Genomic DNA, 25,024 nt, shown 5'->3' with positions numbered 1-25,024 from the left:
TTGAACCAGGTTTGGAACGCATCGCAGTCATCGACTTTGAAACCACCGGGATCTCCCCGAGCAGCAGCTGCCGGGCCACGGAAATTGCCGTGGTGATCCTTGAACAGGGGCGCATCGTCGAGCGTTACCAAAGCCTGATGAATGCCGGCGTGCGCGTCCCGGCTTTCATCGAGCAGCTCACTGGCATCAGCAACGCCATGCTGCGCACCGCGCCGTCGGCGGAGCAGGTGATGAACGAAGTGAATGAGTTCGTCGGCACCACACCCTTGCTCGCGCACAACGCCGCGTTCGACCAGAAGTTCTGGGACTTCGAACTGGGGCGAATCAAACGCACCCGCTTGCAGAACTTTGCCTGCTCGCTGCTGTTGGCCCGCCGCCTGATGCCCGCCGCGCCGAACCACAAACTCGGCACCCTCACCACCTTTGCCAATCTGCCCCACACCGGCAAGGCCCACCGGGCCATGGCCGATGCCGAGATGGCGGCCAACCTGACGGCGCACCTGGAGGAAGAATTGCTCCAGAAGCATGGCCTGCGCGAGCTGTCCCATGACTTGCTGTGCAAGTTGCAGAAGGTGCCGGCGGCGAAGGTGGGTGAACATCTCAAGCGCTATCGCTGATCCCGAACTCACCACAATTCCCCTGTAGGAGCGAGCCTGCTCGCGACGGGGTGTCAGGTTTCCCGCGTTATCGTTGGCGACCATCGCGAGCAGGCTCGCTCCTACAGGTTCCGCGTTCGATCAAAGCTTGCCATTCCCTTCGATATGCCCCAACGGCACCCGCTTCTCTATCGCACTGGACAACACGATCGACGTTTTGCTGAACCCGAACGTGGCGATCCGGTTGATCAACTCTTCCAGCTCAGGCATCGAGCCCACCGCGGCTTGCATGATCACGCACGGATCGCCGGTCACTCGATGGCATTCGGTCAATTGCGGGATTTTGATCAGGTCGTCGTAGGCCTTCTGGTTGCCGTGCTGGTTCAGGCGCAGTTCGATCACGCACTGGATCGGCAGGCCCAGCTTGGCCATGTCGACCTTTGCCTGATAGCCGGTGATTACGCCACTGGCTTCGAGCTTGGCTACGCGCTCGGCCACGGCGGGGGCCGACAGATTGACCTTGCGCGCCAGGTCGGCGTAGGACGCGCGACCGTTTTCCAGCAGGGCGCTGAGCAGCATGCGGTCGTATTTGTCCATGGGGCGACTCCTGAAAGTGGTCGACTTTCGAAAACACGGTTTATAGCGCTGAACTCCGTGTTTTGAAAAGTGTACTGGCGCTTTAAACAAGTTTTGTAACTTATTTTCCGTCGTCAGCCTTTCTAGAATAGCCGTTCACTTGTCCTTGCCTGTGAGCTGCCCCCCATGTCCGGCCTTCGTCGCTTTCCCTTACCTTTGATCGCTGCCTTTTTCGCCTTGTACGTGATTTGGGGCTCGACTTACCTGGTGATCCGTATCGGTGTGGAATATTGGCCACCGCTGCTGCTCGCCGGCATCCGCTTCGTCATTGCCGGGACCTTGATGTACGCCTTCCTGCGCTGGCGCGGGGCGCCGGCACCGACCTGGACACAGTGGAAAGCCGCCGGGGTCATTGGCGTGTTGCTGCTCGCCTGTGGCAATGGCGCAGTCAGTGTCGCCGAGCACACCGGGGTGGCTTCTGGCGTCGCCGCATTGGCGGTGGCGACGGTGCCGCTGTTTACCTTGCTGTGCGGATATTTCTGGGGCGCACGTAATACCCGTCTCGAATGGGCCGGGATTGTGCTCGGGCTGATCGGCATTGCCATGCTCAACCTGGGTTCCAACCTGCAATCGAGCCCATTGGGTGCGGCGTTGCTGGTCTTTGCAGCGGCGACCTGGGCGTTCGGCTCGGTATGGAGCAAACACTTGCCATTGCCACAAGGGGCAATGGCCAGTGCCGTGGAAATGCTGGTAGGTGGTGTAGTGCTGCTGATCGCCAGCGCGGTCAGCGGTGAACACCTGGAAAAGGTCCCGCCCGTCGAAGGCTGGGCAGCCCTGGCATACTTGACCGTGTTCGGCTCGATCATCGCCTTCAACGCCTACATGTACCTGTTGAAACACGTGCGCCCGGCGGCGGCTACCAGTTATGCCTACGTCAATCCTGCGGTGGCGGTGTTGCTGGGGATCGTGTTTGTCGGCGAGACCATCGGCATCGAAGAAGCACTGGCGATGGCTGTGATCATCAGCGCGGTGGTCTTGATTGGCTTGCCGCAGTGGCGTCGCGCGCCAGAGCGGCCGGTGGTGACGTCGGCAGTACCGACAGAATCCCGAGTGAATTAGGGTAAACTGCGCGGCATTGCATCTTGTTTTGCACACTTGTTTTGAACAACCCGCGCTGAATTTTCCTACGGTACTCCCATGACTTTCGCCACCCTTGGCCTGATCGAACCCTTGCTGCGCTCCCTTGAGACGCTCGGCTACCAGACTCCGACGCCGGTTCAGGCGCAAGCCATTCCGGCGGTGCTGGCCGGTCGCGACCTGATGGCCGCCGCCCAGACCGGCACCGGCAAGACGGCCGGTTTCGCCCTGCCGCTGTTGCAACTGCTGGCCATGGAAGGGCCGAAAGTCACCGCCAACTCGGTCCGCGCGTTGATCCTGGTACCGACCCGCGAGCTGGCCGAGCAGGTTCACGAAGCCGTGCGCCAGTACGCCGAAAACCTGCCGCTGCGTACTTACGCGGTGTACGGCGGCGTCAGCATCAACCCGCAAATGATGAAGCTGCGCAGCGGTGTCGACCTATTGGTGGCGACCCCGGGGCGCTTGCTCGACCTGTTCCGCCAGAACGCGCTGAAGTTCAACCAGCTGCAAACCCTGGTGCTGGACGAAGCCGACCGCATGCTCGACCTGGGCTTTTCCGAGGAGTTGGCGAACATTTACCGCGCGCTGCCGAAGAAGCGTCAGACGCTGCTGTTCTCCGCGACCTTCTCCGATGACATCCGCCTGCTGGCCGGGCAGATGCTCAACGACCCGCTGAGCATCGAAGTCAGCCCGCGCAACGTGGCGGCCAATACGGTCAAGCAATGGATCGTGACGGTGGACAAGAAGCGCAAGCCGGAACTGTTCGTGCACCTGATGCGCAAGGGCAAGTGGAAGCAGGTACTGGTGTTCGCCAAGACCCGCAATGGTGTGGACGCGCTGGTGGAAAAACTTCAGGGGCTGGGCATCAACGCCGACGGCATCCACGGCGACAAGCCCCAGGCGACCCGCCAGCGCGCGCTCGATCGTTTCAAGGCGAGTGAAGTGCAGATTCTGGTCGCCACCGACGTGGCCGCCCGTGGTCTGGACATCGAAGACCTGCCGCTGGTGGTCAACTTCGACTTGCCGATCGTCGCCGAGGATTACATCCACCGCATCGGTCGTACCGGTCGCGCGGGCTCGACCGGCGAGGCGATTTCCCTGGTGTGCGCCGATGAAGTGAATCTGCTGTCAGCCATCGAGATGCTGACCCGCCAGACCTTGAAGCGGCAGAACGAGCCCGACTTCGAGCCGGAGCACCGCGTACCTGACACCGATGCCAGCGGTCAGGTCGTCAAGAAGCCGAAGAAACCGAAGAAGCCCAAGGCTTCCGGTGGTGGCGGTGGCAAACGCAATCTTGGCAAGTGGGTGGACAGCGGAGAGGTTGCACCGGCGGAGCCTTCGATCAAGCCAGTGCGCAAGGTGCCGGTGTTCAATACCGGGCCGCGTAAGCGTAAGCCTTAAAGAAACAGCTGCAAGCGGTAAGCTACAAGCGGCAAGTCAGAGCCGTTAGCTTGCAGTTTGCAGTTTGCAGCTTGCAGCTTGCAGCTTGCAGCTTACAACTTGCCGCTGCTCCTGAGCCACTCCACCATCCCCAACCCCGCCGCTCGCCCACTGGCAAAACACGCGGTCAGCAGATAACCGCCCGTCGGCGCTTCCCAATCAAGCATTTCCCCGGCGCAAAACACGCCAGGCATTTGCTTGAGCATCAAGCGCTCATCCATCGCCTCGAACAACACACCGCCCGCGCTGCTGATCGCCTCGTCCAGCGGACGGGTTTTCACCAGTGTCAGTGGCAATGCCTTGATCGCTTTGGCCAGCAAGGCCATATCGGCAAAGCACTCGGCGCTGGTCAGTTCACGCAAAAGTGCCGCTTTTACCCCATCGATGCCCAACTGACTGTGCAGATGCTTGGCCATCGAGCGTGAACCTCGTGGTTTGCTCAACGCCGCCAACACTTTATCCACAGGCCGGCCCGGCAACAGGTCCAGATGAATCGTCGCCGTACCGTGCTGGTTGATCGCTTCGCGGATCGGTGCCGACAGGGCGTAGATCAAACTGCCCTCGATCCCGGTGGCGGTCATCACGCATTCGCCGAGCCGGGGGATGTCGTCGTTCAGGCCGATGGCGATATTTTTCAGTGGCGCGCCGGCGAATTTGCTGACCATCAATTCGCTCCAGGCCTGCACCTCGAAGCCGCAATTGCTCGGTTGCAACGGCGCCAGTCCTACGCCGTGCTGCTCCAGTGCCAGCATCCAGGCGCCGTCCGAACCCAGGCGTGACCAACTGCCGCCACCGAGGGCGAGCAGGGTGGCATCGGCTTGCACGGTTTTTTCGCCTTCCGGGCTGTCGATTCGCAAACCGCCATGCTCGTTCCAGCCGAGCCAGCGATGGCGGGTGTGGATAACTACACCGCTGTCGCGCAGGCGTTTGAGCCAGGCGCGCAGCAGCGGTGCGGCTTTCATGTCGGTGGGGAATACCCGGCCGGAACTGCCGACGAAGGTCTCGATGCCCAGCTCGTGAATCCACTGGCACAGCGCTTCGGCGCCGAAGCCGCGCAGCAGAGGGGCTATTTGCGGGGCGCGTTCGGCGTAGCGCGAGAGAAATGCCGGGTAGGCTTCGGAGTGAGTGATGTTCATGCCGCCGACGCCGGCCAGGAGGAATTTTCGTCCCACCGAAGGCATGCCGTCGTACAGGTCGACCTTGATCCCGGCCTGGCTCAGCACTTCAGCTGCCATCAAACCGGCAGGACCGCCGCCGATGATGGCGACGCGGGAAGGGGAGGCGGTTGAGGGCTGGTTCATGATGAGAGCTGCGGCCTGGCTGGATAAGCCGCGCATTCTAGCAGCCCGGATCCCTGTGGGAGCGGGCTTGCTCGCGAAAGCGGAGTGTCAGTCGAAATCCATGAATCTGATGCACCGCCTTCGCGGGCAAGCCCGCTCCCACAGGGTTCGGTGGTGTTTGCCAGTGCTGGTTAAAAAACAACCACCGCTCTGTAGCCTTTACGCCGTGTGGGCTGCAGGCCCTTTCACTCAGGTTATCCACAGGCAGCTCCACAGGCATTGTGGGTAAAGCATCCACAACTCAGTGACAGCCTGATGACTGCCAGACGCGCTGCGCGCTGTGATGGAGGATGCCGTGGCGGCGGGCCAAGGCCTGGCGGTCCTTGCTGTAGCCGCCGCCGATCACCCCGACCACCGGGATGTCGCGGCCCAGGCAATGGCGCATCACGCTTTCATCGCGGGCGGCGACGCCTTCGTCTGTCAGCTTCAGATAACCCAGGGCGTCGTCCTTATGCACATCGACCCCGGCGTCATACAGCACCAGGTCCGGTTGGTAGAGCGGCAGCAGGTAGTTGAGCGCATCGTCCACCACCTTCAGGTAGTCGGCATCGCCCATGCCGTTGGGCAGCGGAATGTCCCAGTCACTTTCGGCTTTGCGTGCAGGAAAGTTCTTTTCGCAGTGCAGGGAAACGGTTACCGCTTCCGGGGTGTTGTGCAGGATTCGTGCGGTCCCGTCGCCTTGATGCACGTCGCAATCGAAGATCAGCACCCGGTGCACCCGACCACTTTCCAGCAGGTAATGGCTGATCACTGCCAGATCATTGAAGATGCAGAACCCGGCCGGGTAGTCGTAGTGCGCATGATGGGTGCCGCCCGCCAGGTGACAGGCCAGGCCATGTTCCAGCGCCTGCTCGGCCGCCAGCAGCGAGCCGCCGACTGCCCGCACCGTGCGCCGGGCCAGGGCTTCGCTCCAGGGCAGGCCGAGGCGGCGCTGGTCTTCGCGGGACAAATCGCCACTCATGTAGCGTTGGATATACGAAGGGTCATGGGCGAGGGCGAGAATGTCTGCCGGACACAGATCCGGGCGCAGCAGGTCGGCGTCGCGGGTCAGGCCGCTGTCCACCAGGTGATCGCGCAGCAGGCGGAACTTGTCCATGGGGAAGCGGTGATCCGCCGGAAACTCGGGACTGTAGTCTTCGTGATAAATCAGCGGCAGTGGCATGGTCATTTCATGTAGGAATGAGAGAAGGATCCTACCAGCGTTGTAGACTGGCGACATTGAAATGGAGGGGCGGGGCACGATGGAGCCAATACTGGAGCTTGAAAGCGCTCGGCTGCTGTTGCGCCAGTGGCGCGATGAAGATCTGGCGGACTTTGCGGCGATGTGTGCCGATCCGCAGGTGATGCGCTATTTTCCAGGCACTTTGAGTCGGCTGGAAAGCGCGTCATTGATCGGGCGAATCCGTGGTCATTTCGCCGAGCATGGTTATGGGCTCTGGGCCTTGCAGCGAAAGGACTCTGGCCAGTTCATCGGGTTTACCGGGCTCAATGTGGTCGGATTCGACGCGCCATTCACCCCCGCAACGGAAATCGGCTGGCGCCTGGCCCGCGAGCACTGGGGCCTCGGTTACGCCAGTGAAGCGGCGTGGACCGCTCTGCGCTGCGGGTTCGACCGACTGCCGCTGAAAGAGGTGGTGGCCTTCACGACGCAAACCAATCTGCCGTCAGAAAAAGTCATGCAGGCCATCGGCATGCACCATGACCCGGCGGATGACTTCGAACACCCGCGACTTGAAGCCGATCATCCGTTGCGTCGGCACCTTCTGTATCGCATCAGCCGCGAACAATGGCTGCAAACCTTGCATGGATAAGCTGGCACGGACGTTTACAATGGCCCCATGCTGGCCCGGGCCGGAAACTGAATCGACCGTTGCAGCCAAGACTGCGCGGCAATGTTTTGCGTGAGGAGAGTCTGAATGAGCCAAGTGTTGGAAGATCTGGTCGACTTGCTGACCCTGGAACCGATCGAAGAAAATCTGTTCCGCGGCCGTAGCCAGGACCTGGGTTTTCGTCAGCTGTTCGGTGGCCAGGTACTCGGCCAGTCGCTGTCGGCGGCGAGTCAGACGGTAGAAGAGGCGCGCCATGTGCATTCGATGCACGGCTATTTCCTGCGTCCGGGTGATGCCGGGTTGCCGGTGGTGTATCAGGTTGATCGGGTGCGTGACGGCGGCAGCTTCAGCACGCGCCGGGTGACGGCGATCCAGAAGGGCCACCCGATCTTCACGTGCAGTGCGTCATTCCAGTACGACGAGGAAGGCTTTGAGCATCAGAGCAAAATGCCGGTTGTGGTTGGCCCGGAAAATCTGCCCTCGGAGCTGGAACTGACCCAGCAGCGCGCGCACCTGATTCCCGAGAAAATGCGCGAAAAGCTGTTGTGCCCCAAGCCGATCGAATTCCGCCCGGTGACTGAAAAAGATCCCTACAACCCGCTGCCGTCCGATCCGGTCAAGTACGTCTGGTTCCGCGCCGACGGAGCCTTGGCCGATTCGCCGGCGCTGCATAAATACCTGCTGGCCTATGCATCGGACTTCGGCCTGCTGGTCACCTCGATGCAGCCCCACGGCAAATCGGTCTGGCACAAGGACATGCAAGTCGCCAGCCTCGATCACGCACTGTGGTTCCACCAGAATCTGCGTGCCGATGACTGGCTGCTCTACGCGATGGACAGCCCGTGGGCCGGCAACTCCCGTGGATTCTCCCGAGGCAGTGTGTTCAATCGTGCCGGGCAACTGGTGGCCTCGGTCACTCAGGAAGGCTTGATCCGTCACCGCAAGGATTGGGCGTGAGCCTGGCCGACGTGCGTCACTGGGTGTTCGACATGGACGGCACCCTGACCGTGGCCGTGCACGACTTCGCAGCGATTCGCGTAGCCTTGGCGATTCCTGCCGAACACGACATCCTGACCCACCTCGCCGCACTGCCAGCCGATGAAGCCGCTGCCAAGCATGCGTGGCTGCTGGAGCACGAACGGGACCTGGCCCTCGGTTCGACACCGGCGCCGGGCGCGGTGGAGTTGGTGCGTGAGCTGGCCAGGCGCGGTTATCGCCTTGGCATTCTCACGCGCAATGCCCGGGAGCTGGCGCATGTCACGCTGGAGGCTATTGGCCTGGCCGACTGCTTTGCGGTCGAGGACGTGCTGGGTCGTGATGAAGCACCGCCCAAGCCCCATCCGGGCGGTTTACTGAAACTGGCCGAAGCGTGGAAGGTGCCGGCGAGCGAGATGGTGATGGTCGGTGATTACCGTTTTGATCTGGATTGCGGGCGGGCGGCGGGGGCACGCACGGTGCTGGTGAACCTGCCGGATAATCCGTGGCCGGAATTGACCGATTGGCATGCGGCGGATTGTGTCGAGTTGCGGCAGATGTTGTCGGCTTGATTGCCTCGTTGCCTGGTCAACCGCTTTCGCGAGCAAGCCCGCTCCCACAAGGGATTTGTGAACGGCACAGATTCAGTGTGGGAGCGGGCTTGCTCGCGAAGAGGCAGGCCCAGGCACTACAAGAGTCATTCCCCAAACAACGCCTTCTGCCCCTCCGGCGAGGTAAACATCCCGTCCCCGCTATGCCCGACTCCGGGTACTTCAATCAGTTGCTGTTTCAACCCTTGCGGTTGCAGCCGCTTCAGGTAATCAAAGTAAAAACGCCCGCGCGCCAACCGATACGGCCCTTGCGCCCTGGCCTCACAGCTTTTATCCAGTGCCGGATGATTCGGGTTGGTGTCCTGCTGGCCCAGGAGGTAAACGATGTCACGCTTAAGGTACTTTTCCTGCAGTTGTGCGGGCGTTTGTCCTTCGGCGTAGGCGGGCAAATCCGCTAGCCCATACTTCCAGCGATTGAATTGCGGGCAACCGGCGTGACTGAACGCCACGGGCCGGCGCTCATCGAAATAGGCGTAGGACGACGGGTTGGCAATCACGTAGCGAACCTGTACGCCGGCCGCCTCGAGGGCTGGCTGATCATGACCGATCACTGCATAGCGCTGAACCACCTGCGCGCCCCCGGAGTGCCCGGCGATGACGATTCGCTTCACATCCGGAAACTGCTGGCGATCTCCCAGGCGGGCAATGATTTCGTCGAGCGCGGCGTAGGAACTCAGCCGAAACGGCGCCGTGGATTCGCCGCCGGCCATCCATTCATTGCCTTGCCAGCGCAAAACGGTGTCGGCCACCGGATGAACCGCAACATCGGTTTCATTGAGGAATTGCGGGGCGATCACCAGGGTCGTTGCGCTTTGCCCGGCCAGTTCGGCCACGTGCTCACCGCTCTGCAGATAGGTTTGCGCGTTGCGCAAGCGACCGTGGAGGATGATCAGCACCCGTTCGATTTTTGCCGGGGCGGGGCTGATGCCCACCGCGATTTCACCTGATTTCAACAGCAGGCGTCCGGGACTGAGCTCCTTGACCTCATGCTCGGCGGCCTGGGACGTTGCGCAAGTAAACAGAACAACCAACAACCACTTCTTCATTTACAGATTTTTCGTCGCAAAGGTATCGCACTGGCTTACCTGGCCTTGGGCGAAACCGGTTTTGAACCAGCGCACTCGTTGCGCCGACGTGCCATGGGTGAACGAGTCCGGGACCACGCGGCCCTGACCCTGTTGCTGCAAACGATCGTCACCGATGGCGTTCGCTGCGTTCAGTGCTTCTTCGATGTCGCCCGGTTCCAGCCAGTTCAGGCGCTTCTGTGCATTGTTGGCCCAGACGCCGGCCAGGCAATCGGCTTGCAGTTCCTGACGAACCAGCAAACCGCCGTCGCCTTCCATCTGCCGGCCTTGTTGGCGGGCTGCCTGGATTTTTGCGGACACCCCAAGCAGGGTCTGCACATGGTGTCCGACTTCGTGAGCGATCACGTAGGCCTGGGCGAAGTCGCCCGCGGCGGAAAAGCGTTGGGACATTTCCTGGAAGAACGCCATGTCCAGGTAGACCTTCTGGTCCGCGGGGCAATAGAACGGCCCGGTGGCCGAGGTGGCCAGACCGCAGGCCGAATTCACCCGGTTGCTGAACAGCACCAGGGTCGGGTCTTTGTATTGACGGCCGGCCTGCTGGAATATCGTGCCCCAGGTGTCTTCGGTGTCGCCGAGGATCGAGCGCACGAACTCCGCGCCTTCGTCATTGGCCGGTGGTGCCTTGCGGCTCTGGTTGGTGGCGGGCGCCGATTGCTGGTCCATTTGCCCGGTCAGTTGTCCGAGGATTTGCAGCGGATCCTGGCCGGTGATCCAGCCGATGCCGACGATCAGCAGGATCGCCGTCAGGCTCAGGCCCTTGCCACCGCCGAAGCGCATCCCACCGCCGCCACTGCCGACATCATCACCACGGGCATCGACAACGTTGTCGCTGCGTCGGCCTTTTTTCCATAGCATGTGGGAGTCCTCTTCTGTTCCGGGTCACGAGCCGTGCGATGAGTGTTGCTGCCAAGTGGGAGCCGCGCCAGTCCGGTCGTCAGACAGCCTAGAGCGTCAGCGGTTCTATCCTTTCGGCCGCATTAACGGCTTCATTGACGGGCGGGGGTCACAGGTTCCCGGTAGCGAAGGTGTCGCATGCCTCCGACAGGCCTGAGGCGAAACCGGTCTTGAACCAGCTCACGCGCTGCTTTGATGTGCCGTGGCTGAATATTTCGGGCCGAACAGGGGCGTTTCGGGAGCGTTGCAAGTGGTCGTCACCGAACATCTCAGCGGTATTCAGGGCCGCTTCGATATCACCGGGCTCCAGCCAATCCAGACGCCGTTGCGCATGGTGCGCCCAGACACCGGCCAGACAATCGGCCTGCAGTTCCGCGCGCACTTCCAGACCGCCATCACCGCTGACCGGTTGTTGATCGAGCAAGGCTTTCTCGAAGGGAGCGGACAGTCCCAGCTCAAGCTGCACGTGATGGCCGATTTCGTGAGCGATGATGTATGCCAGTGCGAAGTCAGCGATCACTGAGTGCGGCTCCAGTTTCTTGAAAAACTCCAGATTGAGATACACCTGCTGATTGCTTGGGCAATAGAATGGGCCGCTTCCGGAGCTGGCATAACCACAGTCCGAGAGGATGTCATTGTTGTACAGCGTCAGTTCGGGTTGTGGATAGTGTCGTCCCGTTTGCGCAAAGAGTTGTTTCCAGGTGTCTTCGGTATCACCGAGCACAGACTGAACAAACTTCAATTGCAGATCTTCTGCGGGCGCAATCGACAGGGCGGTGGCGGTTGGAGGAAGGGGGCTCGTGGGCGAATCCGGTGCCGTGTCCAATGTCGAGTAAAGTCCTGCGCCTGCCAGCACAACGACGGCCAGCCCGGTGCCTAATGTTTTCCCTGTGAGGGTGCGGGCATCCTTGCCCTCGCGCGTGTCGTTCACGTTGTCGCTGCGTCTTGCCTTGGTCCATAGCATGGTTGCGGTCTCTCATAGATTGTTGGAGTGTTTTTCGCCAAGTCTATGAATAACAGCACTATTAAAAGTGTGTGGGAGAAATGTGTAAGAGTTGGTATTGCCTCTGACGTTATGACGGATGTCGCGGATCACGGGTGGCCAAATGGGTGGTTGCTGGTCGAACGCGTCCCACGCCGGTGCAAAGTCCGGGCTGACCTGACGCTCGCGTTTGGACAGGCTGGCGATCAAGGCTCGGTCTTCGTGATTTCGCCACGCCAATGTTGCGCGCCAGGCCTTGCTCCTTGAACGACGCCAGGGTTTCTAGGGTGCGCGCAAATCCCAATCAGTGGTTGGCCAATGGAGCATGAACAGGTCGACGTATTCGCTGCGCAGGGCTTTGAGGCTACGGTCCATGGAGTGACGCATGGCGTCGGGTTGCAATTGGTCCCACCAGACGTTGGTCGTGACGTAGATCTGCTCGCGGGGTGTCGGACTGTTCGCCAGCGCCTTACCGACAGCGTCTTCGTTGTTGTAGGCCGCTGCCGTGTCTATGTGCCGGTAACCCAGGGCCAGAGCCTGCTCCACGGCACGGGCATTCCTCGCCGAGCATTGGCCAGGTGCCGAGGCCGAGTTTCGGCATGTTCAAACCCTGTGCGTTAACGATGTACTGCATGGTCGATCTCCTTTTCATAAGCAGTGACGCCTGCGATGTGGCGCGCGGCGATGTAGCCGAAGGTCAACGCCGGGCCGAGATTGATGCCCCCAGCGGGATAGTGACCGCCCATGATGCTGGCCATGTCGCCGCCCGCCGCGTACAGGCCGGCGATAGGTTGCGCCGCATCATCCAGGACCTGGGCATGCTGGTTGACCTTGAGCCCGGCGAAGGTGCCGAAGCTGCCCGGCTGGACTTTCACGGCATAGAACGGGCCTTGTTCGATCGGCGCGATGCATGGGTTGGGATGTTGCAGTGCGTCACCCTGCTTGCGGTTGTAGGGCGTGGAACCACGACCGAACTGCGGGTCTTCGCCGTTGCGTGCGTGGCGGTTGTAGTCCGACACGGTGCTGCGCAAGCCAACCGGGTCGATGCCGCAGGCTGCAGCCAACTCCTCAAGGGTGTTGCCGGTTTTCAGATAGCCGCTGCGGATGAAGGATGACAGCGGCACCGGAAAAGGCCGAGAGATGCCCAGGCCATATCGACGCTGAAAGCGATGGGTGCAGATCAGCCACGATGCCACTTCTTCACCCTGCGGGGCGGCGGCGACCATGGCCGCAACGTATTCGCAGTAGCCGTTGGCTTCATTGACGAAGCGCTGGCCGTTGCTCAGCACACCGATGATGCCGGGTTTGCCCCGCTCGATAATGTGCGGGAAGTGTCCCGTGCTGCCGTCGCTGTGCGGCACTTGCGAAACCGGCGCCCAGGCGACAGCGGACGCCATGTCGCTGTTGACCCGGGCACCGACACTTTCGCCCAGGCGCAGGCCATCGCCGCAAACGCCGAGGGGCGGCAAGGCCAGATGCTCATGCCCGGTCGGTGTGCGGGGGAACAGTGCCTTTCGACGCTCGATGTCATTGGCGAAGCCACCCGCCGCGAGCACCACGGCCTTGCGTGCATGGATGCGCACCGAGCCTTTGGCGGTGTTGACCACCGCACCTCGTACTTGATTGTTCTCGCGCAGCAATCGGCTCACGGGCGCTGATTCCCAGAGCAACACGCCGAGGTCGTCGGCGGATTTCGCCAGGCGCGCCACCAAGGCCACGCCGTTGACCAGTTGCATCGCCCGGCCATGTACGACGAGATCGAACAGGTGCCGACTGAAACGCCGCGTAACATGCCAGGCCGCCGACAGAGAGCGGGTCAGGTTGAGGAATGCCGTGAGGTCCGCCCCCGCCATGATCGGCATGCCCATGAAGGATGTTTCCCGCATGGTTTTGCGCAGACGCTTGAGCAGTGTGCCGACTTTTCGGGCGTCGTAAGGGGCGGCGATCACCGAGCGTCCACCGGTGCCTGCTCCGGGCGTGTCGCCATGCATGTCGGCAATGGCATTGCCATCGGAAAATTGCAGCGAGGTGAACTGTTCGAAGAACGACACCATCCGCGGGCCGGCCTCCAGGAAAGCGTCGATCATCGCTGGATCAAAGCGCTCGCCCAGTTCGTGTTTCAGGTAAGTGCGCGGCAGTTCAACATCTTCGACAATGCCCGCACGCCGGGCCAACGGGTTGCAGGGCACCCAGGCCCAGCCACCGGACCAGGCGGTGGCGCCGCCGAACACCGGGTCCTTTTCCACCACTATGACTTTCAGTCCGTGCCATGCGGCGGTCACGGCCGCTGACAGTCCCGCCGCACCGGAGCCAACGATCAGCACATCGCAATCGATGTCGGGAAGAAAGTGCGCTTGTGCAGGCATTGTTTGAACTCCGGTGTTCTATTGTTTTGGAATCTGGTTCCAGAAAATATAAGAGTCAGGTAACGCCGAACAAGCCAGGAGGGTATAAAGCGGGCGGTTATCGAACGCTCAGTTCCAGATTTCGCATTCGTGCGGTTGTCTTCTAGAATCGAGCAAATTTTGCGTGGAAGCGACCATGGCCGGCAGTCAGATCGAACGTGTTTTCAGTGTGCTCGAAAGCCTCACCAGCGATCCCCGTGGCCTGCCGATGCAGACCCTGGCAGAGCAACTGGACATCCCCAAGAGTGCGACCCATCGCCTGCTCGCCGAGCTGATCCGCCTCGGTTACGTGCGGCAGAATCCGGATAATTTGCGTTATCACCTCTCGACCAAACTGGTGGCGATGGGCTTCCGTTACCTGTCGAGCAGCGGTGCCGATATCGTGCAGCCGGTGCTTGACCGCCTGGCTCAGGAAACCGGCGAGTTGGTGCGCCTCGGGGTGATCGACGGCGAGCGTCAAACCTGGATCGCCAAATCCCAGGGCGCGCGTTCCGGTCTGCGTTACGACCCGGACATGGGTCGTGATGCGCCGTTGTTCTACACAGCCTCGGGGCATGCGTGGCTGGCGTGCATGAGCGATGCCGAAGCCTTGTCACTGGTGGAACGGCAGGGCGCGCAGGTGCCGGAACATGTGGGCCCGAACGCGCCGCGCTCGAATATCGAGTTGCTCGAGCGCCTGCGTCTGGCGCGGGAGCAGGGCTATGCATGGGTTGAGGAAAGTTCGGCGGTGGGGACTTCGGCGATTGCGGCAGTGGTGCGCCATCCCGCCGATGGGCGGGTGATCGGCGTGCTCAGCATCGCCGGACCGAGTGCACGGATGCCGGGAGAGCGTCTGCATGAGCTGGCGCCGTTGTTGCTGGCGTACACCGCGGAGCTGAGCGCAGCGAGCCTGGCCTCGGAGTTGTTCAACTAAGGCCTGTGCAATTCGACTGTGGGAGCGGGCTTGCTCGCGAATGCGATGTGTCATGCGATCTGTATGGCGCTGACACACCGCATTCGCGAGCAAGCCCGTTCCCACATTTTGAACAACGTTCAACTTGAGAAGCTGTGCGCTGTTCGAACACTTTCAGGATAGGTCTCTGTAAGAATCTGGAACCGGGTTCTAAATTATTGGAGTTCATCGCTCCAATAACACTTACAAGAGGACCGCATCTTGAATTCTCCACTTCGCATCGCCCTGATCGGTGCTGGCAACATGGGCCAGCAGCACTACCGGCATCTGCAATCCCTGACTGAAGCGACGTTGTGCGCCGTGGCCGATCCCGGACCGCAGGCGGCCAGCCTTGCGGCTGTATGGGGCGTAGCCTGTTTCGCCGATCATCGTCAGATGCTGGAGCAGGCGAAGCCGGACGCCGTGATAATCGCCAATCCGAACACGCAGCATGTCAGCACGGCCCTGGATTGCCTCGCGGCCGGCGTGCCGGTATTGCTGGAAAAGCCGGTGGGCGTGCACCTGGATGAAGCCCGGGAGCTGGTGGCCGCCTCGAAGGCCAGCGGTGTTCCGGTACTGGTCGGGCATCATCGCCGGCACAATCCGCTGATCGTCCGCGCCCACGAACTTATCCACAGCGGCGCATTGGGTCGGTTGACCACGGTCACGGCGCTCTGGCAGTTGCGCAAGCCCGACAGCTATTTTGAAACACCCTGGCGCCGCGAGGCCGGTGCGGGGATGCTGTTGACCAACCTGATCCACGACCTCGATCTGCTGCGGCATTTGTGCGGTGAAGTGCGTCAGGTTCAGGCCATCACCAGCAATGCCATTCGCGGATTTGCCAATGAGGATTGCGCGGCGGTGTTGCTGCAATTCGACAACGGTGCACTGGGCAGCCTGACCGGCTCCGATGCGGTGGCTGCGCCCTGGAGTTGGGAGCTGGATTCGGGGGAGAACCCGGTGTACCCGCGTCATCCTGATCAACCGTGCTACTTGCTGGCCGGAACGGGTGGGGCGCTGAGCATTCCGCAGCTTAAACGCTGGCACTACAACGAAGTAGACGGCGGCTGGCATCAACCGTTGCTGGCGACCCAGGAAAACTTCAGTGCCGATGAAGCCTTGCGTTTGCAGTTGCAGCACTTCGTACGTGTTGCGCGGCGTGAGGTCGATCCATTGGTGAGTGCCGCCGATGCCGCGCGTACGTTGGCGCTGATCGAGGCCATCCGCGAAGCCGCCGAAACCGGGCGTGCCTGCGCGCCATCCTTGATCGAGGGTTGAGCATGAGCGAGCGTATCTTCTCCCTGGCCAGCCTGACCGTGCTGGAGTTGTCACCGCCCGACATGGTCGAGGTCGCCGCGCGGGCCGGTTACAGCCATGTCGGCTTGCGTCTGGTACCGGCGACCCCGGAGGAGCACCATTTTGCCCTGGTGGCCGACCAAGAATTGCGGCGCCAGACCCTGGCGCGTCTGCGCGATACCGGAATTCGGGTGCTGGACGTCGAAATCCTGCGGCTCAAGCCGGAAACCGTTGTCGCCGATTTCGAGAAAATCCTGGCGGTGGGTGCCGAGTTCGGCGCCAGTGAGTTGCTGGTGGCCGGTAACGATCCTGACGAACGGCGGCTGACGCAGCATTTTGCCGAGCTCTGTGATCTGGCGGCAGCCTATGGGCTGCACCCGAATCTGGAGTTCATGCCCTGGACCGATGCGCGCAATCTTCAACAAGCCACGCGAATCGTGGAAAACGCCGGATGCGAAAACGGCGGCGTATTGGTCGACGCTTTTCACTTCGACCGCTCTGGATCGCGGTTGGAAGAACTGGTCAAAGTTGTCCCCTCACGGTTACGGTATGCACAGTTGTGTGACGTCGCAGGACCACGACCAGCCGATATGGCGGAGATCTTGCGTCAGGCGCGTAACGAACGGCGTTTCCCTGGTGATGGCGATTGTGACCTGCCGGGGTTGTTGCGCGGTTTGCCGGCTGACATTCCGTTGAGCCTGGAGATTCCCACCGTGCAGTTGCTGGAGCAGGGCGTGAGTGGATTGGATCGGGCGCAGATGGCGCTGGATAAAAGCCGGGAATTGTTGGCGCGGTTGTAAGCGCTGCTGTGTATTGATCGCGGGCAGGCGACGCCTCCCACATGCTCTAGGCTGATTGTGTGGAAGCGTCGCTTGCCTGCGATGTTTTGACTTCAAGTAAGGAAACCCAATGACCGTCAGCACCCCGCTTTCCGGCGTCAATCAGCCCTTCAAAGGGATCTTGCTGATCGTTGTCGCAACCTTCCTGTTTTCCAGCCACGACGCCTTTTCCAAATACCTCTCCGGTTTCTATCCCATTGTCATGGTGGTCTGGGCGCGCTACGTGGTTCACACCTTGTTGATGGCCGGGATTTTCCTGCCGCAGTCCGGGCTCCGGGTGCTGCGTACCAAGCGGCCATTACTGCAATTGATCCGGGCATTGTGCCTGCTGGGCACCAGTCTGTTTTTCACCACGGGGCTGATGTACATCCCACTGGCCGAGGCCACGTCGGTCAACTTCCTCGCTCCGGTGCTGGTCACCGCGTTGTCGGTACCGCTGCTTGGCGAGCGGGTGACGCGGGGGCAATGGTTGGCGGTGATTTTCGGTTTCAGCGGGGTGCTGATCATCGTTCACCCCGGTGGTGATCTGTTTACCCCGGCGGTGTTGCTGCCGTTCTGCTCGGCGTTGTTTTTCTGCTTCTATCAACTGCTGACGCGCAAGCTCAGCGAGATCGACAGCCCGACCACCAGCAACTTCTTCGCAGGCTTGTGCAACACGCTGGTGATGAGTGCGCTGGTGCCGTTCTTCTGGCAGACGCCGAACCTGGTGCATGGCGCGATGATGCTGGCTCTGGGAGCCTGCGGGATGACGGCTCACCTCTTCCTGACCCAGGCTTTCCGTCTCGCGGCACCGGCACTGCTGGCACCGTTCAGCTATTGCCAGATCATCTTCGCCGGCCTGCTGGGCTGGCTGCTGTTTTCCCACACGCCGACACTGACCACCGTGCTCGGCATTGCCGTGATCTGCTGCAGCGGGTTGGCAGCGGCCTGGCAGCAAAGCCGCCGCTAAGCTGCGGCAAAACGCAGGCAAAAAAAAGCGCAGGCCCGATATCGGGCCTGCGCCGAGGGAACATCAGCCTTCTACTTTCGGAATCTTGCGCGGTGCCATGAAGTACATCCAGGTCAGCGCAATGAAGTACATCGCCGGAATCAGTGTGAACAGCACGGTGTAGTTGTTGTTGGTGACGGTCAGGATATGGCCGACCAACTGAGTCATGAACATCCCGCCAATCGCCGCACACATGCCGCCGAAACCGAACACCGTACTCATCATGTGCTTGGGCGTGTAGTCCATCACCAGGCTCCAGATGTTAGCTGTCCAGGCCTGGTGCGCGCCGATGGCCAGGGAGATGGCGGCTACGGCGACCCACAGATTGCTGGAGCCGGCAGCCATGATGACGCCGATGATGCAGCAGGCGAACAGGAACATGGACATCAGTCGCGCCTTGATCGGGTTGACGCCGCGACCGATCAGGAACGAGGAGAGGATGCCGCCGCCGACGCTGCCGAAGTCGGCAGTGAGGTAGATGATGATCAGCGGGATACCCATCTGGGTGACGTTGATGCCCAGGTTGTATTGCTGGTTGAGGAACGGCGGCAGCCAGTACAGGTAGAACCAGAACACTGGCGCGGTGATCGAGTAGGCGAGGGCGAAGGCCCAGGTGCCGCGCATGCGCAGGATTTTCGAGAAAGGTACGCGGGTTTGTTCCGGTTCGACTTCGTTCTGGATGTAGTCCAGTTCCGACTGTTTGACGTTCGGGTGGTCTTCCGGGTTGAAGTACTTCAGGCCCCAGAACAGCAACCAGATCCCGCCCAGTGCCGACATGCACAGGAACGCGGCTTGCCAGCCCCAAACGTGCAGGATCAGTGGCAGCAGCATCGGGGTGAACATCGCACCAACGTTGGTGCCGGCGTTGAAAATGCCAGTGGCCACGGCGCGCTCGCCGGCCGGGAACCACAGGCGCGTGGTTTTCACGCAGGCCGGATAGTTCGCCGCTTCGGTCAGGCCGAGGATGAATCGGCAAACCATGAAGCCGACCGCCGAAGTGGCCAGGCCGTGGGCACCGGTTGCCAGGCTCCAGAGCAGCACCGCGCAGAAGAACACGCGCTTGACGCCGACCCGGTCGATCAAGCGGCCTTGCAGCACGAAGCCGATGGCGTAACCGACCTGGAACCAGAAGTTGATGTTGGCGTAGTCCATCGCCGTCCAGCTCATCTCCTTGGCCAGGATAGGCTGCATCACGCCCAGGGCGGCGCGGTCGATGTAGTTCAGGGTAGTGGCGAAAAACACCAGCGCCAGCATGCCCCAACGGGTTTTGCCGACCGCCATGGCGCCGCGGATTTTGTCGCCGATGCCGCCAGAGGCAGCGCTCATGGCCGGAGCCATGCGTGAGCTAGGTGCAGGATTCATGTGTGCCATCCGTTCAATGACTGACAAGCGAAGCTCGTCGGGACTTCAAGGGCGCGTGATCAATCGATGGCGACGGGCGCGATTGGACTGATCGGCTGTGTTCGTCGGGCTGACGAGTTATTCAGCGAGCGGCACGCGAGTGCCAGCGGTGCGCGGGGGGCGGATGGACGCCAGGCAAGGCGTAATGACGGTTGAGTGATCGAGCAAGGCGTAGAAGGAGCGCATGAGCGTATACCCGTTTTTTGAAATTTTTATGTGGTGTTCTGGGTCTTGTTAACCGGGAGCCGGTGATTCATGACCGGACCCAATGTGGTGTTGATGTTGCGCAGTGGACAAAAAATCGTCAATTCGCCAACCACCATTGTGTTCGATAATCGAACACAAAACTAACCGGATAGTACACTTTGAATTGCTGTGCGGGATCGCCAGGCCAATAATTTACCCAGGACAAACACTATCCCTTCAGGAGCGGCCCGAGCCTTCGGCAGCTCCTGCAAGGATTCGGGCGTGCGACGCCCCCCTAACAAGATAGTCCCCATTACCGGGAGTCGAAATATGCAGCGTTCCATTGCCACCGTATCCTTGAGCGGTACCCTGCCGGAAAAACTCGAAGCCATTGCCGCCGCCGGGTTCGACGGTGTGGAGATCTTCGAGAACGACCTTCTCTACTACGACGGCAGCCCACGGGAAATTAAACAGATGTGCGCCGATCTCGGGATCGCCATCACCCTGTTTCAACCTTTCCGTGATTTTGAAGGCTGCCGGCGTGATCGGCTGTCGCGCAATCTGGAACGTGCCGAGCGCAAATTCGACCTGATGCAGGAACTGGGCACCGACCTGGTGCTGGTGTGCAGCAACGCGTCGGCCGACTCCATCGGTGATGAACAGATTCTGGTCGACGATCTGCGACTGCTGGCTGAGCGTGCCGGGGCCCGTGGTCTACGCATCGGTTACGAAGCGCTGGCCTGGGGCCGGCATGTGAACACCTATCAACAGGTGTGGAACATCGTGCGTCAGGCCGATCATCCAAGCCTTGGCGTGTTGCTGGACAGCTTTCACACCTTGTCGCTCAAGGGCGATCCAAGTGCTATCGCCGAGATTCCCGGCGACAAGATCTTCTTCGTGCAAATGGCCGACGCACCGATCCTGGCCATGGACGTGCTGGAGTGGAGCCGGCATTTTCGCTGCTTCCCGGGCCAGGGTGAGTTCGACTTGCCAGGGTTCCTCGCGCCGATCATCCAGAGCGGCTACACCGGGCCATTGTCGCTGGAGATCTTCAACGACGGCTTCCGCGCCGCGCCGCCACGGGCCAATGCCGCCGACGGCTTGCGCTCGTTGCTGTATCTGGAAGAGAAAACCCGCGAGCGTCTGGCTCAGGAAGCCAAGCCAATGGCCAGCCCTGAGATTCTGTTCGAAACACCCAAGGCCAGCGAGTACAACGGCATCGAATTTCTCGAATTCGCCGTGGATGAAAGCCTCGGCGCCAAGCTCTCCCATTGGTTGGAGCGACTGGGTTTCGTCAAGGCCGGGCAGCATCGCTCCAAGAGCGTCAGCCTGCTGCGTCAGGGCGATATCAACCTGATCCTCAACTCCGAACCGTACTCATTCGGCCACAGCTTTTTCGAAGCCCACGGCCCTTCGCTGTGCGCTACGGCCGTGCGGGTCAAGGACAGCGCCAGTGCACTGGCCCGCGCCGTAGCCTACAAGGGCCAGCCCTATCGCGGGCTGGTCGGCCCCAACGAGCTGGAGCTGGCGGCGGTGCGTGCGCCGGATGGCAGCCTGATCTATCTGGTGGATCAACACGCCGATGTTTATGGCACGGACTTCAATCTGTACCCGCAAGCGCCTGTCAGCGGCGGCCTCAAGCGCATTGACCACATGGCCATGGCGCTGCCGGCCGACAGCCTCGACAGTTGGGTGCTGTTCTACAAGAGCCTGCTGGATTTCGAAGCGGACGATGAAGTGGTGCTGCCGGATCCTTATGGTCTGGTGAAGAGCCGTGCCTTGCGCAGTCGCGACAGTTCGATCCGCTTGCCGCTGAACATTTCCGAGAACCGCAACACCGCGATCTCACACGCGCTGTCGAGTTATCGCGGCTCTGGAGTGCATCACATAGCCTTTGATTGTGATGACATCTTTGCCCAGGTCAGCCGTGCAAAAGAGGCGGGCGTGCCGCTGCTGGATATCCCGCTCAACTACTACGATGACCTGGCGGCGCGGTTTGACTTCGACGACGATTTCCTCAGCGAACTGGCCTACTACAACGTGTTGTATGACCGCGACGCCCAGGGCGGGGAGCTGTTTCACGTGTATACCGAGCCGTTCGAGGGGCGGTTTTTCTTTGAAATCATCCAGCGCAAAAACGGGTATGCCGGCTACGGCGCGGCCAACGTCGCGGTGCGGCTGGCGGCCATGGCCAAATCCCGAAGCGGAGCCATCCGTCAGGCCAAGTTGTAGGAAATTCGTAAACGCGGGATTAAACGTGGACCGCGCGGCTTCCTTCACCGTGCCGCGCAGCCCATAATCGCCAGCCTGTGCAGTGATGGCCGTGAGCCCGCAATGACAATGACTTCAGAACTCCCCGCAGCCTCCATAGAACCCGGTGCCGAGCCGCGCAAGAGTCGCAAGAACAACCCGGAAAAGACCCGCGAAAACATCCTGCAGGAGGCGATTGTCGAATTCGTCCAGCAGGGGCTTTCCGGGGCCCGCGTCGATGCCATCGCCGAGCGCATCCACACCTCCAAGCGCATGATCTACTACTACTTCGGCAGCAAGGAGCAGCTCTACGTCGAGGTACTGGAAAAACTTTACGGCGATATCCGCAACACTGAAAGCCGTTTGCACCTGACCGAACTGGCACCGGTGGAAGCGATTCGGCGGCTGGTTGAATTCACGTTCGATCACCACGATCGCAACGTCGACTTCGTGCGCATCGTCAGCATCGAAAACATTCACAACGCCGAGTACGTGAAGCGCTCCGATGCAATCAGGGCGTTGAACAACACCGTTCTCGATTCCCTCGGTGTGATCCTGCGTCGGGGCGTTGAAGAGGGTGTATTCCGCGCCGGCCTGGTGCCGCTGGATGTGCATCTGCTGATCAGTTCGTTCTGCTTTTATCGCGTCTCGAACCGCCATACCGTGGGTGAGATTTTCCAGATCGACTTGCCGGATGAGCGCATCAAGCAGCGTCATCGGGAGATGATTTGCGAGTCGGTGCTGCGTTATTTGCAGGTTTGAAAAGATCGCAGCCTTCGGCAGTTCCTACAGATCAATGCGATTGACGCAGGAGCTGCCGAAGGCTGCGATTTTTTGATCTTCAGTCCTTCATGCCCTGGAAGTGCTCGAGCATTCTCTGGGCATCCGGCACCACGCCGCTGAACAGCTCGAATGCCTTCACCGCCTGAAATACCGCCATGTTGCCGCCATCCAGCGTGCGGCAACCGAGGGCGCGGGCATTGCGCAGCAGTTCGGTTTCCAGCGGGAAGTAAACGATCTCCGCCACCCACAATTCGGCTCGAAGCAACTCGACCGGCACCGGCATGCCGGGCAGTTTTTTCATGCCCATTGGCGTGGTGTTGACCAGGCCGTCAGCCTGGGCCAAGGCGCTCGGCAGGTCATACCCGGCCATCGCCAGACCGACACCGAAATGCTGGTTGAGGTTGTCGGCCAGATCCTGGGCGCGGCGGATGTCCACGTCAAAAATGCTCAGTTGCCGTACGCCTTCGCTCAACAAGGCGTGGGCCACCGCCGCCCCTGCGCCGCCGGCGCCCATCTGGACGACACGTTCAACGGCAACGCCTTTCAGACCCCGTCGAAAGCCCTCGGCAAAGCCCAGGCAATCGGTGTTGTGGCCGATGCGTTTGCCATCCTTGAGCACCACCGTGTTGACCGCACCGATACCGCGGGCCTCCGGCGAGAGTTCGTCCAGCAGCGGGATGATTGCCTGTTTGCAGGGAAAGGTGATGTTCAAACCGGTGAAGTTCATGCGCTCGGCGGCCATCAACAGGTCGGGCAAGGCGTTGCTGTCGAGCTTCAACTGATCAAGATCAATCAGACGATAGAGGTAGCGCAGCCCTTGGGCATCACCTTCATGCTCGTGCAAGGCCGGTGTGCGGGAAGCCTGGATGCCGGCGCCGATCAGCCCGGCCAGTACCACGTTGTTCTGAGTCACGGCGATCACCCCTTCAAACGATGACTGAAGTGTTCCAGCGCCAGGCGATAGCCGTGACTGCCGAAGCCGGCCATCACCGCCGTTGCAATAGCGGATACGAACGAGTGGTGGCGGAAGGTCTCGCGGGCGTGCACGTTGGACAGGTGGACTTCGATGACCGGCAGCTCGCTGGCGACCAGGGCGTCGCGGATGGCGACCGAGGTGTGAGTCCACGCGGCGGGATTGATGACGATCCCGGCGCAGCGACCGCGGGCCGCGTGAATCCAGTCGAGCAGTTCGCCCTCATGGTTGGTCTGGCGAAACTCCACCGCCAGGCCGAACTCTTCGGCGGCGCGTCCGCACAGGGACGAAATGTCTGCCAGGGTTTCGTGACCGTAAGTCGCCGGTTCGCGGGTGCCGAGCAGGTTCAGGTTCGGGCCGTTGAGCACCAGAACGATAGGGGACATCGGAATCTCTCCACTTTTTATTGTTGGAATCGGCCAAGGTTCTCGGCCTGTGGAGATAAATTGTACTAACTAGTTAATTTGGTCAATTGAAGAGGCGGCACACTGGCGGTTTGTGGGCGATGATCGGACACTTTTTGTGTTCAGCGCGGCAAATGCTCCACCAGAAAATCAATGAAAGCCCTCAAGCGCAGCGGTACATGCCGACTTTGCGGGTACAGCAGGGTGAAGGGTCGCGAGCGCCCGCCGTAGGGCTTGAGCACCTCCACCAGCGAGCCGTCGGCCAGTTCCTTTTCCACGATAAAACGATAGGTCTGAAACAACCCTGCCCCGTGTTTGGCCAGCGTCACCCCGCCCAGTACATCATCGGAACAACTGAGGTTGCCCTCGGCCAGAATCTCCCGGGGCACGCCTTCATCGTTGAACAACCAGGCAATGCGTCGGCCGCTGCTGGGTAACTCGTATTGAATGCATTCGTGGTGTTCGAGGTCGTCGAGGGTTTGCGGAATGCCGGCCTGTTTCAGGTAATCAGGGCTGGCGATCAGCACCAGGGCGGCATCTTCCAGCTGTCGGGCGATCAGACCGGAATCCGGGATGGCTCGCACGCGAATCGCCATGTCGTAGCCTTCGCCAACGAAATCGATGTTGCGATTGCTGATATGCGACTCGACTTTCACCGCGGGATAGCGCGCCCGAAATTCGGGCAGCAGCGGCAGGATTCGATGATGCGCGTAGGTGGTCGGAATACTGATGCGCAAAGTACCGGACGGCACTTGCTGCTGGCCCATGACCTCGCGCTGGGCCTCGACCAGTTGCGCAAGGGCCTGGCGACATTCTTCGTAATAACGGCGACCACTGTCAGTGAGCTTCACGCTACGCGTGGTGCGCGCGAACAGCCGCACCCCCAGGCGTTCTTCCATGCGCGACACCGATCGGCTCACGGCAGCGGGCGTGACACCTGCCACCAGCGCCGCGGCAGTAAAACTGCCAGCCTCGGCGGCCAGGCAAAACAGCTCAATGCTGCCCAACTGAAGATCGTCGAATTGTCGCTGCATGATTGATTACACCGGGGATCAGATGAAGACGCTGGATCAGTATTTATCAGGTGCCAGCGCTGTAAAGAA

23 protein-coding genes and 1 pseudogene are annotated in these 25,024 nt (G+C 61.0%); 12 read left to right on the top strand and 12 right to left on the bottom strand.

Going from position 1 to position 25,024, the window contains the following annotated elements:
• Positions 1 to 11 precede the first annotated feature (11 nt).
• Positions 12 to 617, top strand: coding sequence for a PolC-type DNA polymerase III (locus BSF40_RS15080; RefSeq protein WP_007975805.1), 606 nt, complete (start codon positions 12 to 14; stop codon positions 615 to 617).
• A gap of 120 nt (positions 618 to 737) precedes the next feature.
• On the opposite strand, the gene BSF40_RS15075 is transcribed toward BSF40_RS15080, so the two are convergent.
• Positions 738 to 1,193: an Lrp/AsnC family transcriptional regulator gene (locus tag BSF40_RS15075; protein WP_007994028.1), complete on the bottom strand. Its 456-nt coding sequence runs from the start codon at positions 1,191 to 1,193 to the stop codon at positions 738 to 740.
• Between the two features lie 165 nt (positions 1,194 to 1,358).
• Between BSF40_RS15075 and yedA the strand changes: the two genes are divergently transcribed.
• The gene (yedA, locus tag BSF40_RS15070) at positions 1,359 to 2,291 is read left to right on the top strand and encodes a drug/metabolite exporter YedA (protein ID WP_095965694.1); all 933 of its coding nucleotides are present in this window, start codon (positions 1,359 to 1,361) and stop codon (positions 2,289 to 2,291) included.
• Between the two features lie 78 nt (positions 2,292 to 2,369).
• Entirely contained in the window at positions 2,370 to 3,710 is a 1,341-nt protein-coding gene (locus BSF40_RS15065) for a DEAD/DEAH box helicase (RefSeq protein WP_015096940.1), read from the top strand.
• Positions 3,711 to 3,802: 92 nt separating this feature from the next.
• Here BSF40_RS15065 and BSF40_RS15060 read toward each other — a convergent pair whose 3' ends face one another.
• Together BSF40_RS15060 and BSF40_RS15055 are read right to left on the bottom strand one after the other, a co-directional pair.
• Positions 3,803 to 5,050, bottom strand: coding sequence for a TIGR03862 family flavoprotein (locus tag BSF40_RS15060; protein WP_178081984.1), 1,248 nt, complete (start codon positions 5,048 to 5,050; stop codon positions 3,803 to 3,805).
• 280 nt (positions 5,051 to 5,330) lie between these two features.
• On the bottom strand, positions 5,331 to 6,251 hold the full coding sequence (locus BSF40_RS15055; protein ID WP_095965692.1) for a histone deacetylase: 921 nt from the start codon (positions 6,249 to 6,251) through the stop codon (positions 5,331 to 5,333).
• A 79-nt stretch (positions 6,252 to 6,330) separates the two neighbouring features.
• Here BSF40_RS15055 and BSF40_RS15050 point away from each other — a divergent pair, with 79 nt between their 5' ends.
• From BSF40_RS15050 to BSF40_RS15040, 3 genes are all read left to right on the top strand, one after another.
• Positions 6,331 to 6,900 (top strand): GNAT family N-acetyltransferase, encoded by a 570-nt coding sequence (locus tag BSF40_RS15050; protein ID WP_095965691.1) that lies wholly within the window; start codon positions 6,331 to 6,333, stop codon positions 6,898 to 6,900.
• Positions 6,901 to 7,005: 105 nt separating this feature from the next.
• Positions 7,006 to 7,875: an acyl-CoA thioesterase II gene (gene tesB, locus BSF40_RS15045; RefSeq protein ID WP_007975794.1), complete on the top strand. Its 870-nt coding sequence runs from the start codon at positions 7,006 to 7,008 to the stop codon at positions 7,873 to 7,875.
• Complete coding sequence (locus BSF40_RS15040) at positions 7,872 to 8,465, top strand: HAD family hydrolase (protein WP_095965690.1); 594 nt, start codon at positions 7,872 to 7,874, stop codon at positions 8,463 to 8,465. Before tesB ends, BSF40_RS15040 begins: the two co-directional genes overlap by 4 nt.
• 125 nt (positions 8,466 to 8,590) lie before the next feature.
• Here the strand turns inward: BSF40_RS15040 and BSF40_RS15035 are convergent, their stop codons facing one another.
• From BSF40_RS15035 to BSF40_RS15015, 5 genes and pseudogenes are all read right to left on the bottom strand, one after another.
• Positions 8,591 to 9,550 carry an alpha/beta hydrolase gene (locus BSF40_RS15035; protein ID WP_095965689.1) on the bottom strand — a complete coding sequence of 320 codons (960 nt, stop codon included), beginning with the start codon at positions 9,548 to 9,550 and terminating at the stop codon, positions 8,591 to 8,593.
• Entirely contained in the window at positions 9,551 to 10,444 is an 894-nt protein-coding gene (locus BSF40_RS15030; protein WP_015096933.1) for a neutral zinc metallopeptidase, read from the bottom strand.
• A 148-nt stretch (positions 10,445 to 10,592) separates the two neighbouring features.
• Complete coding sequence (locus tag BSF40_RS15025) at positions 10,593 to 11,447, bottom strand: neutral zinc metallopeptidase (RefSeq protein ID WP_095965688.1); 855 nt, start codon at positions 11,445 to 11,447, stop codon at positions 10,593 to 10,595.
• Positions 11,448 to 11,673: 226 nt separating this feature from the next.
• Positions 11,674 to 12,099 (bottom strand): annotated as a pseudogene (locus tag BSF40_RS33525) (aldo/keto reductase); the annotation flags it as partial.
• Positions 12,083 to 13,831: an FAD-dependent oxidoreductase gene (locus BSF40_RS15015; protein WP_095965687.1), complete on the bottom strand. Its 1,749-nt coding sequence runs from the start codon at positions 13,829 to 13,831 to the stop codon at positions 12,083 to 12,085. The gene BSF40_RS15015 and the pseudogene BSF40_RS33525, both read right to left, overlap by 17 nt.
• A 175-nt stretch (positions 13,832 to 14,006) precedes the next feature.
• Here BSF40_RS15015 and BSF40_RS15010 point away from each other — a divergent pair, with 175 nt between their 5' ends.
• The 4 genes from BSF40_RS15010 (at position 14,007) to BSF40_RS14995 (ending at position 17,885) form a co-directional block, all read left to right on the top strand.
• Positions 14,007 to 14,783, top strand: a complete 777-nt coding sequence (locus BSF40_RS15010; RefSeq protein ID WP_095965686.1) for an IclR family transcriptional regulator — start codon at positions 14,007 to 14,009, stop codon at positions 14,781 to 14,783.
• 240 nt (positions 14,784 to 15,023) lie between these two features.
• Entirely contained in the window at positions 15,024 to 16,079 is a 1,056-nt protein-coding gene (locus tag BSF40_RS15005; protein WP_095965685.1) for a Gfo/Idh/MocA family protein, read from the top strand.
• Between the two features lie 2 nt (positions 16,080 to 16,081).
• A complete protein-coding gene (locus BSF40_RS15000) occupies positions 16,082 to 16,897 on the top strand; it encodes a sugar phosphate isomerase/epimerase (protein ID WP_095965684.1) in 816 nt (271 codons plus the stop codon).
• Between the two features lie 109 nt (positions 16,898 to 17,006).
• The gene (locus tag BSF40_RS14995; protein WP_095965683.1) at positions 17,007 to 17,885 is read left to right on the top strand and encodes a DMT family transporter; all 879 of its coding nucleotides are present in this window, start codon (positions 17,007 to 17,009) and stop codon (positions 17,883 to 17,885) included.
• A gap of 63 nt (positions 17,886 to 17,948) precedes the next feature.
• Here the strand turns inward: BSF40_RS14995 and BSF40_RS14990 are convergent, their stop codons facing one another.
• The gene (locus BSF40_RS14990) at positions 17,949 to 19,286 is read right to left on the bottom strand and encodes an MFS transporter (RefSeq protein ID WP_095965682.1); all 1,338 of its coding nucleotides are present in this window, start codon (positions 19,284 to 19,286) and stop codon (positions 17,949 to 17,951) included.
• Positions 19,287 to 19,841: 555 nt separating this feature from the next.
• On the opposite strand from BSF40_RS14990, the gene quiC reads away from it, so the two are divergent.
• Positions 19,842 to 21,743 carry a 3-dehydroshikimate dehydratase QuiC gene (quiC, locus tag BSF40_RS14985; RefSeq protein WP_095965681.1) on the top strand — a complete coding sequence of 634 codons (1,902 nt, stop codon included), beginning with the start codon at positions 19,842 to 19,844 and terminating at the stop codon, positions 21,741 to 21,743.
• 102 nt (positions 21,744 to 21,845) lie between these two features.
• Positions 21,846 to 22,523: a TetR/AcrR family transcriptional regulator gene (locus BSF40_RS14980; RefSeq protein WP_095965680.1), complete on the top strand. Its 678-nt coding sequence runs from the start codon at positions 21,846 to 21,848 to the stop codon at positions 22,521 to 22,523.
• Positions 22,524 to 22,602: 79 nt separating this feature from the next.
• On the opposite strand, the gene BSF40_RS14975 is transcribed toward BSF40_RS14980, so the two are convergent.
• From BSF40_RS14975 to BSF40_RS14965, 3 genes are all read right to left on the bottom strand, one after another.
• Positions 22,603 to 23,457 carry a shikimate dehydrogenase gene (locus BSF40_RS14975; protein ID WP_095965782.1) on the bottom strand — a complete coding sequence of 285 codons (855 nt, stop codon included), beginning with the start codon at positions 23,455 to 23,457 and terminating at the stop codon, positions 22,603 to 22,605.
• Between the two features lie 5 nt (positions 23,458 to 23,462).
• On the bottom strand, positions 23,463 to 23,903 hold the full coding sequence (gene aroQ, locus BSF40_RS14970; RefSeq protein WP_095965679.1) for a type II 3-dehydroquinate dehydratase: 441 nt from the start codon (positions 23,901 to 23,903) through the stop codon (positions 23,463 to 23,465).
• A gap of 140 nt (positions 23,904 to 24,043) precedes the next feature.
• Positions 24,044 to 24,955: a LysR family transcriptional regulator gene (locus BSF40_RS14965; protein WP_095965678.1), complete on the bottom strand. Its 912-nt coding sequence runs from the start codon at positions 24,953 to 24,955 to the stop codon at positions 24,044 to 24,046.
• Positions 24,956 to 25,024: the final 69 nt, after the last annotated feature.

Source organism: Pseudomonas sp. ACN5, from assembly GCF_002303975.1.
Lineage (GTDB): Bacteria > Pseudomonadota > Gammaproteobacteria > Pseudomonadales > Pseudomonadaceae > Aquipseudomonas > Aquipseudomonas laurylsulfatiphila.
This window is presented reverse-complemented; position numbering and strand designations above follow the sequence as displayed.

Coding starts and splice junctions, on each gene's coding strand:
- BSF40_RS15000 (WP_095965684.1), top strand. CDS start 16,082: ATGAGCGAGCGTATCTTCTCCCTGGCCAGCCTGACCGTGCTGGAGTTG.
- BSF40_RS14990 (WP_095965682.1), bottom strand. CDS start 19,286: ATGAATCCTGCACCTAGCTCACGCATGGCTCCGGCCATGAGCGCTGCC.
- yedA (WP_095965694.1), top strand. CDS start 1,359: ATGTCCGGCCTTCGTCGCTTTCCCTTACCTTTGATCGCTGCCTTTTTC.
- BSF40_RS15010 (WP_095965686.1), top strand. CDS start 14,007: ATGGCCGGCAGTCAGATCGAACGTGTTTTCAGTGTGCTCGAAAGCCTC.
- BSF40_RS14995 (WP_095965683.1), top strand. CDS start 17,007: ATGACCGTCAGCACCCCGCTTTCCGGCGTCAATCAGCCCTTCAAAGGG.
- tesB (WP_007975794.1), top strand. CDS start 7,006: ATGAGCCAAGTGTTGGAAGATCTGGTCGACTTGCTGACCCTGGAACCG.
- BSF40_RS15065 (WP_015096940.1), top strand. CDS start 2,370: ATGACTTTCGCCACCCTTGGCCTGATCGAACCCTTGCTGCGCTCCCTT.
- BSF40_RS15055 (WP_095965692.1), bottom strand. CDS start 6,251: ATGCCACTGCCGCTGATTTATCACGAAGACTACAGTCCCGAGTTTCCG.
- BSF40_RS15025 (WP_095965688.1), bottom strand. CDS start 11,447: ATGCTATGGACCAAGGCAAGACGCAGCGACAACGTGAACGACACGCGC.
- BSF40_RS14965 (WP_095965678.1), bottom strand. CDS start 24,955: ATGCAGCGACAATTCGACGATCTTCAGTTGGGCAGCATTGAGCTGTTT.
- aroQ (WP_095965679.1), bottom strand. CDS start 23,903: ATGTCCCCTATCGTTCTGGTGCTCAACGGCCCGAACCTGAACCTGCTC.
- BSF40_RS15075 (WP_007994028.1), bottom strand. CDS start 1,193: ATGGACAAATACGACCGCATGCTGCTCAGCGCCCTGCTGGAAAACGGT.
- BSF40_RS15050 (WP_095965691.1), top strand. CDS start 6,331: ATGGAGCCAATACTGGAGCTTGAAAGCGCTCGGCTGCTGTTGCGCCAG.
- BSF40_RS15060 (WP_178081984.1), bottom strand. CDS start 5,050: ATGAACCAGCCCTCAACCGCCTCCCCTTCCCGCGTCGCCATCATCGGC.
- BSF40_RS15030 (WP_015096933.1), bottom strand. CDS start 10,444: ATGCTATGGAAAAAAGGCCGACGCAGCGACAACGTTGTCGATGCCCGT.
- BSF40_RS15035 (WP_095965689.1), bottom strand. CDS start 9,550: ATGAAGAAGTGGTTGTTGGTTGTTCTGTTTACTTGCGCAACGTCCCAG.
- BSF40_RS15015 (WP_095965687.1), bottom strand. CDS start 13,831: ATGCCTGCACAAGCGCACTTTCTTCCCGACATCGATTGCGATGTGCTG.
- BSF40_RS14980 (WP_095965680.1), top strand. CDS start 21,846: ATGACAATGACTTCAGAACTCCCCGCAGCCTCCATAGAACCCGGTGCC.
- quiC (WP_095965681.1), top strand. CDS start 19,842: ATGCAGCGTTCCATTGCCACCGTATCCTTGAGCGGTACCCTGCCGGAA.